Annotated in this window: 13 protein-coding genes and 1 pseudogene; 10 read left to right on the forward strand and 4 right to left on the reverse strand. The window is 64.8% G+C overall.

The annotated features are described in order from the left end of the window. Position 1: 1 nt before the first annotated feature. A complete protein-coding gene (locus BLW25_RS02530; protein WP_092896038.1) occupies positions 2-1,711 on the forward strand; it encodes a hypothetical protein in 1,710 nt (569 codons plus the stop codon). Next, positions 1,705-2,538 carry a glycosyltransferase family 2 protein gene (locus tag BLW25_RS02535; RefSeq protein WP_092896040.1) on the forward strand — a complete coding sequence of 278 codons (834 nt, stop codon included), beginning with the start codon at positions 1,705-1,707 and terminating at the stop codon, positions 2,536-2,538. Before BLW25_RS02530 ends, BLW25_RS02535 begins: the two co-directional genes overlap by 7 nt. On the opposite strand, the gene BLW25_RS02540 is transcribed toward BLW25_RS02535, so the two are convergent. Further along, the gene (locus BLW25_RS02540; RefSeq protein WP_092896042.1) at positions 2,522-3,784 is read right to left on the reverse strand and encodes a glycosyltransferase; all 1,263 of its coding nucleotides are present in this window, start codon (positions 3,782-3,784) and stop codon (positions 2,522-2,524) included. The two genes, BLW25_RS02535 and BLW25_RS02540, sit on opposite strands and share 17 nt — an antisense overlap. A 194-nt stretch (positions 3,785-3,978) precedes the next feature. Here BLW25_RS02540 and BLW25_RS02545 point away from each other — a divergent pair, with 194 nt between their 5' ends. The 7 genes from BLW25_RS02545 (at position 3,979) to BLW25_RS02570 (ending at position 10,412) form a co-directional block, all read left to right on the forward strand. Continuing rightward, entirely contained in the window at positions 3,979-5,322 is a 1,344-nt protein-coding gene (locus BLW25_RS02545) for an oligosaccharide flippase family protein (RefSeq protein ID WP_092896044.1), read from the forward strand. A 160-nt stretch (positions 5,323-5,482) separates the two neighbouring features. Beyond that, positions 5,483-6,052 carry a dTDP-4-dehydrorhamnose 3,5-epimerase gene (rfbC, locus tag BLW25_RS02550; protein WP_092896046.1) on the forward strand — a complete coding sequence of 190 codons (570 nt, stop codon included), beginning with the start codon at positions 5,483-5,485 and terminating at the stop codon, positions 6,050-6,052. Then, complete coding sequence (gene rfbB, locus BLW25_RS02555; RefSeq protein ID WP_092896048.1) at positions 6,049-7,098, forward strand: dTDP-glucose 4,6-dehydratase; 1,050 nt, start codon at positions 6,049-6,051, stop codon at positions 7,096-7,098. The genes rfbC and rfbB overlap by 4 nt, the downstream gene beginning before the upstream one ends. Beyond that, positions 7,095-7,949 (forward strand): dTDP-4-dehydrorhamnose reductase, encoded by an 855-nt coding sequence (rfbD, locus tag BLW25_RS02560; protein WP_092896050.1) that lies wholly within the window; start codon positions 7,095-7,097, stop codon positions 7,947-7,949. The genes rfbB and rfbD overlap by 4 nt, the downstream gene beginning before the upstream one ends. Then, entirely contained in the window at positions 7,946-8,830 is an 885-nt protein-coding gene (gene rfbA / locus BLW25_RS02565; protein ID WP_092896052.1) for a glucose-1-phosphate thymidylyltransferase RfbA, read from the forward strand. Before rfbD ends, rfbA begins: the two co-directional genes overlap by 4 nt. A gap of 225 nt (positions 8,831-9,055) precedes the next feature. Then, positions 9,056-9,244 carry a hypothetical protein gene (locus tag BLW25_RS23845; RefSeq protein ID WP_143040420.1) on the forward strand — a complete coding sequence of 63 codons (189 nt, stop codon included), beginning with the start codon at positions 9,056-9,058 and terminating at the stop codon, positions 9,242-9,244. Positions 9,245-9,710: 466 nt separating this feature from the next. Further along, complete coding sequence (locus tag BLW25_RS02570; RefSeq protein ID WP_092901387.1) at positions 9,711-10,412, forward strand: sugar transferase; 702 nt, start codon at positions 9,711-9,713, stop codon at positions 10,410-10,412. Between the two features lie 292 nt (positions 10,413-10,704). On the opposite strand, the gene BLW25_RS02575 is transcribed toward BLW25_RS02570, so the two are convergent. After that, a complete protein-coding gene (locus BLW25_RS02575) occupies positions 10,705-11,967 on the reverse strand; it encodes a Wzz/FepE/Etk N-terminal domain-containing protein (protein WP_092896053.1) in 1,263 nt (420 codons plus the stop codon). Positions 11,968-11,979: 12 nt separating this feature from the next. Continuing rightward, entirely contained in the window at positions 11,980-12,906 is a 927-nt protein-coding gene (locus tag BLW25_RS02580; RefSeq protein ID WP_143040421.1) for a CpsD/CapB family tyrosine-protein kinase, read from the reverse strand. A 412-nt stretch (positions 12,907-13,318) separates the two neighbouring features. On the opposite strand from BLW25_RS02580, the gene BLW25_RS02585 reads away from it, so the two are divergent. Then, entirely contained in the window at positions 13,319-14,344 is a 1,026-nt protein-coding gene (locus tag BLW25_RS02585; RefSeq protein ID WP_092901390.1) for a glycosyltransferase family 2 protein, read from the forward strand. A 75-nt stretch (positions 14,345-14,419) separates the two neighbouring features. On the opposite strand, the pseudogene BLW25_RS02590 reads toward BLW25_RS02585, so the two are convergent. Continuing rightward, positions 14,420-15,151: pseudogene (locus BLW25_RS02590) on the reverse strand (WecB/TagA/CpsF family glycosyltransferase); the annotation flags it as partial. Positions 15,152-15,232 lie beyond the last annotated feature (81 nt).

Below are 15,232 nucleotides of genomic sequence, written 5' to 3' on the forward strand. Positions count from 1 at the left end.
GGTGGCGCTGACCCGCCGGGCTTTTGGCAGAACCGTTGCGGGCGCTGTTTCGGGCGCGATGGCTGTGCCGCTGTTGCCCGGCATCGCCTGGGCAGAGGCGAGGGCGCGGGGCCTCGGCATGGGGCTTTTGGGCGGGCGCGACTGGTCGCCGGAGCAGCCCTTCCTTGATGTGATGAAATCGGCGCGCGACTGGATCGGGCATCAGCCGGGGCAATGGGGCGGCCAGGAGCATGACGCGCTGGCAGCGGCGGGCGTGCTGGATGATCAGGGCTGGCCGCGGCGCATCCCCGAAGGACTCGACGCCATCGGCACCGTGCTTCTGACCGATATGCCGCCCGGCGCGCGCGATCTGGCCGGCCGTTATCTCGTGACCTGGGGCGGCACTGGTGATGTTGCGGTTGGCGGGCTTGCGCGCAATCCGCGCAGGGATGGCAGCCGGATCATCTTTGATTTTACGCCAGGACCGGGGCTCGTCGATCTGCGCATCACCGCCAGCGATCCCGCCGATCCGGTCCGCGACATCCGCGTCTTGCGCGAAGACCGTGAGGCGCTCATGGCGGCGGGTGAGGTTTTCAACCCCGATTTCCTTGCGCGGCTCAAAGGGATCGGGCTTTTGCGCTTCATGGACTGGCTGCAGACCAATGACTCGCTGCTGATCACGCCCGAAGACCGGCCCCGGCCCGGGGATTACACCTGGACGCGGCGCGGCGTTCCGGTCGAGATCGTGGTAGAGCTTGCGAACCGGCTGGAGGCCGATCCCTGGATCACGCTGCCGCATATGGCGTCGGATGCGCTGCTGCGCGAGATGGCGCAGATTGTGGCAACAGGTCTGGCGCCGGGCCGTATGGCTTGGGTGGAATATTCCAACGAGGTCTGGAACTGGCAGTTTTCCCAGGCCGCATGGGCGGATCAGCAGGCAAAGGCCCGCTGGGGCGGGGAGGGCGGCTGGCTCGCCTTTTATGCGCTGCGCGCGGCCGAGGCCATGGCGATCTGGGCTGAGGAAATAGCTGATCCGGCGCGGCTGGTGCGGGTCCTGTCGACCCAGACCGGCTGGCTGGGGCTGGAAGAGCATATTCTTGCGCCAAAGCAGGTGACGGATGAGGGGCGGCCCGCACCGGTGATCAGCTTTGATGCCTGGGCGGTGACCGGCTATTTCTCGGGCGCGCTGGGCCATGAGGACCGTCTGCCGATGATCCGTGCCTGGCTTGACGAAAGCAAGGCGGCAGCAACGGATCACGCGGCGCGGCTGGGGCTTGAAGGTCGGTCACTGGAGGCCTGGGGCGAGAAATACGGGCTCGACGAGGCGATTGAGCGCGCGGTGGCCGAGCTGCGCGATGGCGCGGTTTCCGGCAGGCCTGATGACACGCTTGCCCATCTGATCGATGTGGTCTGGCCCTATCAGGCTGAAATCGCAAGAAAACACGGGCTTCGCCTGGTGATGTATGAGGGGGGCACCCATGTGACCGGGATCGGACCGGTCGCCGATGACGCCGAGGTTACTGCCTTTTTTACCGCTCTGAATTACTCGGACGGAATGGGTGTGCTTTATGAGGACCTGCTCGCGTCCTGGGCTGCGCTGACCGATGCGCCTTTCACCCATTACGGCTTTGTCGCGACGCCTGGGCGGCATGGCAGCTGGGGGGCGCTCAGGCATCTCTCGGATGACAATCCGCGCTGGCGGGCGCTGATCCGGGCCTGTGGCACATGCTGAACCCGCCGTCCGCGCTCAGCGTCATCATCCCGGCCTCGAATGAGGAGGCCTGGATCGGCCCCTGCCTCATGGCGGTCTTTGCCTCGGATCCTGTGCCAGGAGGGGCCGAAGTGATTGTGGTGGCTAATGGCTGCCGCGACCGCACGGCAGAGTTCGCGCGGCGGGTCGCGGTGCCGGAGGGCTGGGAGATGACGGTGCTTGATCTCGCCGAGGGCTCGAAACCAGGCGCGCTGAATGCGGGCGAGGTGGTGGCGCGGGGGCGCATTCTCGCCTGGCTTGATGCCGATTGCCTGGTGTCACCGGGGGTGATGGCGGGGCTGGTGGCGGCGCTGGCCAGCCCCCGCGCGCTTTATGCCGGGGCCACGCCGCGGATCCCGCGGGCGAAGTCATGGATCACCCGCGCTTATGCGCGGTTCTGGCAGCGCCTGCCTTTCGCACAGAGCACTGCGCCGGGCTACGGGCTTTACGCCACCAACCCGGAGGGCCGCGCGCGATGGGGGGAATTTCCCCGGCTGATCTCGGATGACACTTTCGTGCGGCTGCAATTCGAGCCTGAGGAGCGGGTGCAGATCGCCGCACCTTATTCCTGGCCGATGGTCGAAGGCTTTGCCGCCCTGGTCAGGGTACGCCGCCGTCAGGATCTTGGCGTGCGCGAACTCGCCGCGACCTGTCCCGGCATTCTGGAACGCGAGGGCAAGGCCTCTTTGGGCGCGGGCGGGCTGATGCGGCTCGCGGCGCGCGACCCGCTGGGCTTCGCGGCCTATGCGGCGGTTGCACTGGCGGTGCGGCTCAGGCGCGGCACTACGGAGTTCACCCGTGGTCGCTGACCGGATCCTGGCCTTCGGCCGGCAGGCGCATCGCAGCGCGGAAATGGCGGGCGAGCTTTGCGGCTTCGATATTGATGTCATGGCGGGCAAAGACATCGGCCCGCGCCTCGCGCCCCATCCTGGCCAGCACCCCGACCGGCACCGCGGCAAAGCCGCGCATCGCATCGGCCAGCGCATCGGCGTCACCTGCGGGCACCAGCCAGCCGGTGCCGGGCGTGACCAGTTCCGGAATGCCGGCAATGGCGCTGGCAATCGCGGGGCGCCCGGCGGCGAAAGCCTCCATCAGCACCATCGGCAGGCCCTCGGCGAAAGAGGGCAGCACGAGTGCATGGGCGCGGGCGAGTTCATCGCGGACACCTGCCTCATCAAGCCAGCCGGTCAGGGTGATGCGGTCCTCAAGCCCCGCCGCGCGGATCTGCGATTCGATCATCGGGCGCAGCTCGCCCTCGCCGATCAGGGTGAGGCGCAGATCGGGCAGATCGGTTTTCACCCGCGTCATTGCCTCGATCAGCAGCGGAAAGCCCTTTTGTTCCGACATGCGGCCAATGGCGACCAGGCGGCGCGGTCCGGTATCGCGCATCGGTGCGGGCTCGGGAAAGCGCCAGGTCTCGATGCCGCAATGCACGACCTCGATCGTTGGCCAGTCCTGCACCCCGGCCCAGCGGCAAAGCTGCGAGCGCCCGAAAGACGAAATCGCCACCGAGAAATCGGCGCGCGCGGCTTTCTCACCGAGATTATGGGCGCGGGGGGCGTCGAACTCTTCGGGCCCATGCGTGGTGAAGGAAAAGCCAAGCCCGCCGATTTCGGCCGCAAGCATGGCAACCGTGGTGGAATTGGTGCCGAAATGCGCGTGAATATGCGGCAGGCGCGCCAGGTGGCAGCGCCGCGCGACCTCGGCCCCTTCGATCCAATAGACCAGATGACGCAGCCGCCCGCCGGTTCCGGGCGCGCCGCCCGCGCCATTGGCCCCGCATTTCAGCGCCAGTCTGAGGCTGCGCCAGGCTGCGCCAGGGCGGCGCAGGGCGAAGGGCATGGCGCTGCGGATCAGACGGAACAGCCCGTGTTCCAGCAAATGTTCGGTGCGGCTGTCTTCGGCAATATCGGCGGCTTCGACCAGTGCCGCGTGTGCCGAGCGCATGGCGAAACGATGCACCTGCCAGCCCATCCGCTCCAGCGCGTGAATCTCGCGGCGGATGAAAGTCTGCGAGGGCAGCGGATAGCTGTTGACCAGATAGGCGAGTTTCATGATCCGAATTTATGGCAGCGGCAGCGAATGCCAGGATCGGGTGCGGCCGTGCCGCTTGCAAGCGTAAAGCGCCCGGGCCAAAGGGATGAGGGCAAAGCGTTGCACAGGGGCACTTATGGCGGCACTGACGGCGGTACTTCTGGCCGCATCATGTGTCGTATGACGGGCCGGGGCAGGGCAGAAAAGGGCAGATCATGGAACTGACCGGAGGCAAGAGCCTCTTCCGGCGTGCGCTTGGCGGCGGTGCCTTTGTCGCGGGGTCTTACGTTTTCGCGCAATTCGCCCGGCTGTTGTCGAACCTGGTTCTGACGCGGCTTTTATATCCCGAGGCCTTCGGGGTGATGGCGCTGGTCATGGTCGTGCTGGTCGGCCTTCAGATGTTTTCCGATGTCGGCATCGGCCCGGCGATCTCGCGTTCTGCGCGGGGCGATGACCCGGATTTTCTGAACACCGCCTGGACGCTGAATGTGTTTCGTGGTGCGGGGCTCTGGGTTCTGACCTGCCTTGTCGCCTGGCCCGCTGCCTGGTTTTACGGCGTGCCGGAGCTTGCACTTATGGTGCCTGTCGCGGGGCTGACGCTGCTGATCGGTGGCTTTAACCCGACGCGGATCGACACGGCGAACCGACATCTGCTTCTGGTGCGGGTGACGCTTCTTGATCTCGCGGCGCAGATCGGCGGCATTGTGGTGATGGTGGGTTTCGCCTGGATCACCGGCTCGATCTGGGCGCTGGTGGTGGGGGCGGTGGCGCAGGTCCTGCTGAAACTGTGCCTCAGCTCGGCCTTCCTGCCCGGAGCCGCCAACCGTTTCCGCTGGGAACCCGACGCCGCGCGCGAACTGGTGCATTTCGGGAAATGGATCCTTGCCTCGACGGCCGCGGGGTTCCTGCTGACCCAGGGCGATAAGGCGGTGCTGGGGTCTTATCTCAGCATGGCCGATCTCGGGCACTATAATATCGGCTTTTTCCTTGCCTCCTTCCCGGTACTGTTGGCGGGGCTGGTGGTGACGCGGATCATGATCCCGATCTACCGCGAACTGGGCCCGCATGCCGATCCGGCGGGCGTGCGCAAACTGCGTCATTTGCGCTTTGGCCTGACGATCCCGATGCTTTTGGTGATGGGCGCCATGGCGGCGGGCGGCGACCTGATCGCCGGCGTTTTATACGATGCGCGCTACCAGGATGTGGGCGTGATCATCTCGGCGGTGGCGATGGCGCAGATGCCGATGCTGATCGGGCTGACCTATGACCAGGCGGCCCTGGCGGCCGGAGACGGGCGGGGCTTTTTCTTCGTTCAGGCGATAAGGGCGGCGTTGCAGACCACGGCGCTGATCATCGGCGCAGGCTGGGGCGGGCTTGGCGGCGCCCTTCTGGGCCAGGGGCTGGCGCTGGCGCTGACACATCCCTTCCTGATCCGGCTGGCGCGGCGTCACAAGGCCTGGGATCCGCGCCATGATCTGACGGCCGCCGCGCTGGCACTGGTGCTGATAATTGCACTTTGCTGGTCCGGGCGTGACGAATTGCTGACATTATTTGGATAGATATGACGGATGCGGCCTGTTCCGTGCCCCGAAAGCTGCAGCACTTGCGACAGGCGGCGCGGGGCTTATGGAGGGGCAATGCCCGTTGATGACGATGCCTGATTGTGACCCCGACTGATTGTGCCCGCCCCGATTGCGACCCCTGAGGAAGACCACCCAGATGCAGACCGAAGCCACCGCCCTTCCCGAAGTCCTCCTGCTGACGCCGAGCCGTTTTGGCGATGCGCGGGGCTGGTTCACCGAGACGTTCAATGCGCTTCGGATGAAAGAGGCCGGGATCGATATTGACTGGGTGCAGGATAACCATTCTTTTTCCGCCGCAAAAGGCACTTTGCGCGGCCTGCATTACCAGTCCTCCCCCCATGCCCAGGACAAGCTGGTGCGCTGTTCCCGCGGCGCGATCCTTGATGTGGCGGTGGATTTTCGCGAAGGCTCGCCCCGCTTTGGCAAATGGGTCGCCGAAGAGCTGTCGGCAGAGAACGGGCGCCAGCTTCTGATCCCGCAGGGCTTTTTGCATGGCTTTGTCACCCTGACCCCGGATGTCGAGGTGCAATATAAATGTTCCGATTTCTACGCGCCCGACTGTGACGGCGCCGTCCGCTGGGATGACCCGGAGATCGGGATTGACTGGGGCCTCGACGGCGCGCAGCCGGTTTTGTCCGACAAAGACAAGGCCGCGCCGATGTTGAAAGATGCGGGCCGCCCCTTCCGATATGAGGTGAAAGCATGAAGCTTCTCGTGACCGGGGGCGCGGGGTTCATCGGATCCGCCGTGGTGCGGCTGGCGGTCTCGCGTGGGTACAGTGTTGTGAATGTCGATGCGCTGACCTATGCGGCCTGCCTGGAAAATGTCGCCGCAGTCGGGAACAGCCCACTTTACGCATTTGAACAGGCTGATATCCGGGACCGGGCGGCGCTTGACCGGATTTTCGACGCGCATAAGCCCGATGCAGTGATGCACCTGGCGGCGGAAAGCCATGTTGATCGCTCAATCGACGGGCCGGGGGACTTCGTCGAGACGAATATTACCGGCACCTATAACATGCTTGAGGCCGCGCGGGCCTGGTGGACGCGTGCCGGCAAACCTGCGGCTTTCCGGTTTCACCATATCTCGACCGATGAGGTCTTCGGCTCGCTGCCGCGTGATCCGGCGGTGAAATTCACTGAAGACACCGCCTATGACCCGCGCTCGCCCTATTCGGCATCGAAAGCGGCCTCGGATCATCTGGTGCGCGCCTGGGCCGAGACTTACGGCCTGCCGGTGGTGCTCACGAATTGCTCGAACAATTACGGGCCGTTCCATTTCCCGGAAAAGCTGATCCCGGTGATCATCCTGAACGCTCTGGCCGGCAAACCGCTGCCGATCTATGGCGATGGCTCGAATATCCGCGACTGGCTTTATGTCGAGGATCACGCCGATGCGCTGCTGCTGGTTGTGGAAAAGGGTCAGCTGAACCGCAGCTATAATATCGGCGGCGAGAATGAGCGTACCAATCTGGAACTGGTACAGACGCTTTGCGCCATCCTTGACCGCAAACGCCCGAAAGGGGCGGGCTCTTACACCGATCAGATCACTTTCGTGACCGACCGGCCCGGCCATGATGCGCGCTATGCGATTGACCCCTCGCGCATCCGTGAGGAACTCGGCTGGCGGCCGTCGGTCACCGTCGAAGAGGGGCTGGAGCGCACGGTCGACTGGTATCTCGCCAATGAGGCCTGGTGGCAGCCATTGCTGGCCCGTCGGGGCGTGGGCGAGCGGCTGGGGGTTAAGGCATGAAGCTGCTCGTTTTCGGAAAGACCGGCCAGGTCGCGACGGAATTGCAGCGCCGTCTGCCGGCGGGCGTGCAGGCGGTGTTCCTTGGCCGCGATCACGCGGATCTCGCCGACCCCGCCGCCTGTGCGGCCGCGATCGCCGATGGGCGGACCGAAGCGGTGATCAATGCCGCTGCCTGGACCGCGGTCGACAAGGCCGAAAGCGAGGAGGCGCTGGCGAGTGTGGTCAATGGGGACGCGCCCACCGCCATGGCCCAGGCCTGCGCAAAAGCGCGGATCCCCTTTCTGCATATTTCGACCGATTACGTCTTTTCGGGCCGGGGCGATCAGCCCTTCTGCCCTGGCGATCCGGTCGCGCCGCTGGGCGCCTATGGCCGCTCGAAGCTGAAGGGCGAGGAAGGCGTGCGCGCCGCCGGCGGTCAGCATCTGATCCTGCGCACCTCCTGGGTATTTTCGGCCCATGGCGCGAATTTCGTCAAAACCATGCTGCGGCTCGGGCGCGAGCGTGAGACTCTGAACGTGGTTTCAGATCAGCATGGCGGCCCGACCCAGGCTTCGGCAATCGCCGATGCACTGCTGGTGGCCGTGCAGGCGATGAAGGCGGGGGCGCCGGGGGGCACACATCATTTCTCTGGCGCGCCGGATACGACCTGGGCGGATTTCGCGCGCGAGATCATGACCCGTGCCGGGCTTTCCTGCCGGATCGGGGGTATTCCGACCCGCGAATATCCGACCCCGGCGCAGCGGCCGCTCAATTCGCGGCTGGACTGTTCAGCGCTGGAGGCGGCGTTCGGCATCCCGCGTCCTGACTGGCGGAGCGGGCTTGATGAGGTTCTGAAGGAGCTGGCGGTATGACACAGGGCATGGCACGCAAAGGCATTATTCTGGCGGGCGGTTCGGGCACGCGGCTCTATCCGATCACCATGGGCGTCTCGAAACAGCTGCTGCCGCTTTATGACAAGCCGATGATTTACTATCCGCTCTCGGTGCTGATGCTGGGCGGCATCCGCGAGATTGCGATCATCACCACGCCAGACGACCAGATGCAGTTCCAGCGGCTGATGGGCAATGGCAGCCAATGGGGCCTTTCCCTGACCTGGATCACCCAGCCCTCGCCCGATGGTCTGGCCCAGGCCTATCTGCTGGCCGAAGATTTCCTCGATGGCGCGCCTTCCGCGATGGTACTGGGCGATAATATCTTCTTCGGCCATGGTCTGCCGGAAGTTCTGGCCTCGGCCTCAGAATGCGAGACCGGCGGCACGGTGTTCGGCTATCACGTCTCTGACCCGGAACGATATGGCGTGGTGGATTTCGACCGCGACGGCAATGTGCGCGCAATCATCGAGAAACCGGCCAATCCGCCATCGAATTTCGCCGTGACCGGGCTGTATTTCCTTGACGGTCGCGCATCGGAACTGGCGGCGCGGGTGAAGCCTTCCGCACGCGGTGAGCTGGAGATTGCGGATCTGCTGGAGATCTACCGGGCCGAGGGCACTCTCCGGGTCGAGCGGATGGGGCGCGGCTATGCCTGGCTCGACACCGGCACCCATGGCAGCCTGCTCGATGCGGGGAATTTCGTGCGCACGCTGACGCTGCGGCAGGGGCTGCAGGTGGGCTCGCCCGATGAAATCGCCTTCCGTCAGGGCTGGATCGACGCGGCGCAGCTGGCCGCGCGGGCCAAGCTCTTCGGCAAGAATGATTATGGCCGTTATCTGTCAGAGCTGGCCGCCGACTGAGAGCCTCCTCCGCCTGAATCGCCTGCCGGCTGTGTCACCCTGTGACTGATATCCCTGGCAGGCGAGCGGGCTGCCCTGTGGTTTTTCTGCGCAACATTCGGCAATTATTAACCTGTTTTACAGCAATCCTTGCAAAATTCCTGCTTTTGCGCTGTTCTGAGGGGAGTAGCCGCGGCCCCAGGTCGGGACACGCCGCGTTGCAGGTAGTGTAAGTAGCGGTGACATATGATAGCAGGATATCTCGCGCTCTCGGTTCTGGTTGCTGGTCTTGCGCTCAGTCTCTCTGTCATGGCGGGCCACCCGCCTCTGGCCTGGCTGCTCTGCTATTCCGGGGCAGGGGCTACCTCTCTTATGACGATGGCTTTTTTCCACACAGGCGACTGGGAAGAGACCTCGGGCGCCGGTGACGCCTGAAAAACCGCGCGGCGATACGCCTGTTGCCAGGGGGCAGAGCGGCCAGATCTCGCCGATTGTAATAGAATACGAAACAACATTTTGGGACTTTTCAGCCGCCTCACCGAAAGCCCGCAAGCTGTTCGGCGATCAACGGCTCCGAATCGCGTCTGGGACTTTGTGTCCTTCGCCGGGCGCTTCCGGGCCGGAACGTGACATTTCCGGCGCGAAGACAGGAGCTTCCCCCCTGTTATGGCCAAAAATCTCTGAATTGCGTCGGAATTGTGGTGATCACATGGCGATCATGCTTTTCGCGCCCCATCGCCATCGGATAAAATAGTCCCTGGGGGCATTCTGACCGGGTGCTGTAAATGTGGTTAAAAGTTCTGCCAAATTTTGATGTGGCGACGGTGAATATCGTCACCCGGGGGGTCTGTGCTGTGCCTCATTCGCCGAATTTGTTGACCGAGCGCTGACAATGTCAATCATGTCAGCAAAAACCGCAGGGGCTGCGGGCGCTTCACCATTGTTGCGGAAAGCACCTGATAATGGCGAGCAGGTGTTGAACCTGCCCGGCCGTGGCGGTGTCTATCGCCATGCTTTCAAACGGGCGCTGGATCTGTTCGCCATATTGGCGGCGGTGCCGATTATGGTGCCGGTGGTTCTTGTGCTGGCGATCCTTGTGGCGCGCGATGGCGGCAGCCCCTTCTACAGCCAGATGCGGATCGGCAAAGGCGGGCGTGCGTTCCGGATGTGGAAGCTGCGCTCGATGGTGGTTGATGCGGATCAGCGGCTGGAAGCCTGGCTGGCGGCCAATCCCGCGGCGCGCGCGGAATGGGACAGCACGCAAAAACTGCGCAATGACCCGCGTGTCACCCGGTTTGGCCATTTTCTGCGTCGCTCGTCGCTGGATGAGCTGCCGCAGCTCTGGAACGTCTTCATCGGCAATATGAGCCTTGTCGGCCCGCGACCGATGATGCTGAACCAGCGCGACCTCTATCCCGGCACGGCTTATTATGCGCTGCGCCCGGGTGTGACAGGCTACTGGCAGACCGCAGGCCGCAACCGCACGACCTTTGAGGCGCGGGCGGAATATGATGCGGTCTATGAGGAACAGCTCTCTCTGATGACTGACCTGCGTATTCTGGCACGGACGGTGAGCGTGGTGCTGCGCGGCACTGGCTGCTGAAACACGGATGTCTATGAGCGGGGCGTTTTTGCCCCCGCAAAAATCCTCTAAAGCTTTTCACTACAAGGATGCAGATCCGGCCTCGCGGCCCGATGTTACGGGACGCGGCCAGTAGACTGGTCAGGGCTGCGCGGGGCGGTGAAGGAGGTGCCGGGATATCTGGTCGCGAGATCCAAAAGCGCGTCCAGCCGTAATGCCGGCTCGCGCTGCACTCAGAAATGTCTGCGACCCAAGCCCCCCGTGGCGCATAGCGCCGATGTAAGCGGCGGAGCGATTGCCTTGTCCTTGCAGATCATCCTGACGCGCTGGCGCCTGCCCGTTTGTGATGGCCGGTAGGGTGGATTTCCGGCAAGGCAATGATCGGGCGCAGACCAAGTTCGCGTTCCATCTGCGCTGACGTGCGGATCACCGGCCTCAGCAGATCGAGCAGGAAGGCAAGGATCAGCCCGCCGAGCAGCCCCGCAATCGCCCCCGCTGCCACGAACATCTTGCGGCGTGGGCCGTCGGGATGTTCGGGCGTGATGGCGCGGTCGAGAATGCCGAAACGTTCGCCCTGCTGGCGTTCGGCCAGCCGCACCTGAGAATCTGCTTCGGCCAGCGCATCCGACGCCTGGTCGAAATTGCGCTGGATCTGACCAAGGTCCCGCTCGAGATCCGCGAGACCGCGTTCCGCCACGGCAACTCCCGCGAGCCCGGCTTCGATGCCGGCGGCACGGGTCTTCAGCGCCGCTTGCTGGCCCGCGATCAGCGTGGTCTGGTCATCCAGCTCGCGCAGCCGCTGCCGGTCGGTCGGGCGCAGCGTCTCACGCGTCGAGATGCGGCGGCGCTCTTCATCGACCAGCAGCAGATCACGGTCGAGCCCGCGCAGATCGGTTTCGATGGTTGTCAGTTCTTCGCGCCGCGTCGCCGATACCGGCGGCAGCATTTCGGCATTTGTGTTGCGCCAGGAGATGATCTTCGCCTCCTGCGCCTGGATCTCGGTGTTCAGAACCGCCAGCCGGTCGGAATGGAAAGTGTAGCTTTCGCGCGCCCGTGCAAGCTGGCCCGAGGCCGAGAGATCCACCACGCTTTGCGCCAGATCATTGGCGATCCGCGCAGCATTGTCGGCATCCCCGAAGGTCGTGCTGATCACCACCGCAGAGACCTGGGTCGGCTGGCCATAGGCGGGATCGCCTGAAACCTCGACCGTGTCAAAGCGGATCGCCGCGCGCAGGGCGGTCACTTTCGCCTCGGTCGACATCGCCGGCAGGTCGCTGAACAGCTTGTGCCGTTCGATGATCGTGACCAGGTTTTGCCGCGTTGTCAGCCGATGTTGCAGCGATTGCACCAGCTGCGCCGAGCCGGAGGCCTGATTGGCCTCGGCCGGCTGTCCGACGACCGGCACCCGGACCTGGGCGGTCTGGATCTCGATCGAGGCCCAGGCGGTATAATTGTCAGGGCGGGCTTTGGCGTAAAGCGCGGCCAGCACGACCGCGATCAGCGCGCAAAGCGCGATCAGCCAGCCGCGCCGCAGCAGAAAGCCAAGAAGATCTTCGATATTGCGCAGATGTCCCATGGTGTTCGTCCCTCAGCCGCGCCCGAACCAGCGGCTGATCGTGCCCCCGAACAGGCGGTCGGCCAGGCCCTGGCCCGCCAGCAGCCCGCGATCCTGGGCCCGGTTCAGCACCACCGCGAGCAGCGGCACGCGGCCCTCGAACATCCGTTCGCAGGCGGTGATATCGGCGGCGGTGGTACGGGTGCCATCCACCACCAGAAGCACCGCATCGACCTGGCCGCTCAGCGCAATCATATCGTCATATTCCAGCGCCGGCGGCGTATCGAAAAGCTGGATATCGGGCTGCAGCAGGTCACTTGCCGATTGCAGCGCGGCGGTGGTCTGCGGATCCTGGAGTGTCTCGGCCGGGCGGGCGACAGGCTCGCTGTTCAGCGCCAGCGCAAGGTTCGGGCCGATGCGGCGGAACTGGCCCTCAAGCGGCTGTTCGCCCCGGAGGAATTCCAGCAGCTGCGGCGACGGTGTTTGTGCAAAGAGGCTTGCGAGGCGCGGGTGGCGCAGATCGAGATCCATCAGCACCGTCCGGCACGAGGGCAGCCGGCCCAGCGACAGCGCGAGATTGGCGGCGACATAGCTCTTGCCACAGCCGGCGCGCGGCGAGGTGATGGCAAGCCGGCTCATTCCTTCTTTGGTCATCGCCTGGGCGATGCGGGTGCGCAGCATGTCGAAATAGCGGGTGATCTGGTGGTGTTCCGGTTTCATGAACAAACCGTTTCTGACCAGTCGGGCCGCATCGACATGGATTTCTCCGATTGATTCCCAGACTTTCGACGGGTTCGGGCTGGCAAAAACTGCGGGCGAGATAGAGATCTCGCGCCCGGTGCGCTGGTCGAGCGCGATGGGCAGATTGATGCGCGGATGGCCGGGTTTGAACAGTGAGACAGCGGTGCCGCGCGCGGCGGCCCCGGCTTTGCGATCCTGGTTGTTATCTTCTGCGCCCATCAGGGGAAATCCCATATCCAGGGGGTTTGAACCGAAAGGGCCATGTATGTTGTGGCGGCTCATCTGTAATCCGGTTCCGACAGAAGGGCCGCAGCAGGACTGCGCGCCCGGAATTGATACCCCCTGCCGGATGGCAGGCGCGATGCCGGTCCCGGATGCGGGATCTCCTCCGGGGCCGGTCTGGCCTGAAGGATGCAGCCTGGAGTCCGGGCCCCCGCCCAGAAGAGCATTCCTAACAGATGGAGGGTAAAAATGAAACCCCGGCGCAGGGGAAATGGCTGTGATCTCAGCTACTTTACCGGCCGCGCGGGGGGCGCCTGTGGCACCCCGCTGCCCGGGCCGGGGCGGGCGGGGGCGCGGCCGCTGCACAGGGCTTTGACTTTGAAACCTGGCGGGCTTAGGCGTGATGGTCATGACAGCCGACACGCCTCATATCCCTGCGCGACGGGACCCGTCTGCCCCAGCCGGGCCGGTCGTTGATGCCGTGGTGATTGGCCGCAATGAGGGGGGCCGGCTTGCCGCCTGTCTCGCCTCGCTCAAAGGCCAGGTGCGGCGGCTGGTCTATGTCGACAGCGGCTCGACCGATGGCTCGCAGGCGCTGGCGCGGGGGGCAGGCGCGATTGTGGTCGGGCTTGACCTTTCGCGCCCCTTCACGGCGGCGCGGGCGCGCAATGCCGGTGTGCTTGCGCTGGCTGCAGCGGGCGCAGCGCCCGATTACGTCCAGTTCGTCGATGGCGATTGCGAGGTGGTGCCTGGCTGGGTGGCGCGCGGGCTGCGGGGCTTTCGCGACCACCCCGGTGCTGTGGTGATCTGTGGCCGCAGACGCGAGCGGCACCCGGAGGCTTCGGTCTATAACCGGTTCTGTGACCGCGAATGGAACACGCCTGTCGGCGAGGCGCTGGCCTGCGGCGGGGATGCGCTGATGCGGCTGAGGGATTTCCAAACGGTGGGCGGCTACCGCGAGGACCTGATCGCGGGTGAGGAGCCGGAGCTTTGCCAGCGGCTGCGCCGGGCGGGCGGGCAGATCTGGCGGATCGACGCCGAGATGACGCTGCATGACGCAGCGATGACGCAGCTGTCGCAATGGTGGCGGCGCACGAAACGCGCGGGACATGCTTTCGCCGAAGGTGCGGCCCTGCATGGGCGCGGCCCCGACCGCCATTGGCGCCGCGAAACGGCGCGCGCTTTGGTCTGGGGCGCCTTACTGCCGGTTTTGGTAGTGCTGGCGGGGCTGACCCATCCGGCGTTCTGGCTCGCGGGTCTGATCTGGCCCTTGCAAATGCTGCGTCTCGGATTTCGCTGGCGCCATGAGGGACGCGCGGGCGCTGAGGCCGCGGTTCTGACGGTCCTGGGGAAGTTTCCTGAAGCCCTGGGCGCGCTTGGCTATCTGCGTGACAGGGTGTTGCGTCGCAGGCGTGGCCTGATCGAATACAAATAGATCTTGCGACCGCAGCTGCCAAGCCTTCCTGATCTCATCCGGCAGGATCGCGAAGCAGGCGGCATAGCGCGGCAGCAGCCGGCGCGGCGAAGCCACCGCCCGCCAGGCCCATTCCAGCGCGATTTTCCGCACCCATTGCGGAGCGCGCGTCTGATCGCCCGAGAGAAATTCGACCCCGGCCCCGACGGAGGCAAAGCCCATCCGGGGCGCAAGGCTGCGGCCAAGGGCGGCAAAACGTTCCTGCTTGGGCGCGCCAAGCGCGATCAGGCACAGGCCAGGCCCAAGCGCGTCAAGGCGGGCGAGGGCGTCGCGAGCCTCCGGACCTTCGGGGTCAAACCCCATGGGCGGCGCGATCAGAAGCCCTTTCCGATAGCCGGGGAGTACCCGTGCGAGCTGCTCGCTGGCGCCTTCCAGCGCAGCTTCGGTGGCGCCCAGCATCGAGACCGGCAGACCTGCCTCCGAAGCGAGCCAGCACAGCGGCACCACCAGATCCGACCCCGGCATCAGATCGACGGGCTTTTTCGCGAGCTTCGACAGCCAGACGATCGGGTTGCCATCCGCAACCACCATATCCTGACGCGCATAGGCTTCGAGAAATGCCGGGTTTCGACGCAGTTTGACGAGATGATCAACGTTGATTGTCGCCAGCGCAAAGCCCTTGCCCCGACGCATCAGCCGTTCCACATCGTCAAGCAATGCGGTGCGGCTCGCGTGAGTCACCTCGATACAGGTCTTTTGAATGGTGAACTGCAAGGCGATCATCCTGACAGGGCGGGCTGATATCATTGTAGCGCGTGCGAGCGTCATAGGCGACTGGTTCCCGAGGTCAACACTCTGTTTCCAACTCGTGCAGAGTGGGGGCGACGCCGCGCCCTGTCCCGGCCTCGC

It is taken from the genome of Rhodobacter sp. 24-YEA-8 (assembly GCF_900105075.1).
GTDB lineage: Bacteria > Pseudomonadota > Alphaproteobacteria > Rhodobacterales > Rhodobacteraceae > Pseudogemmobacter.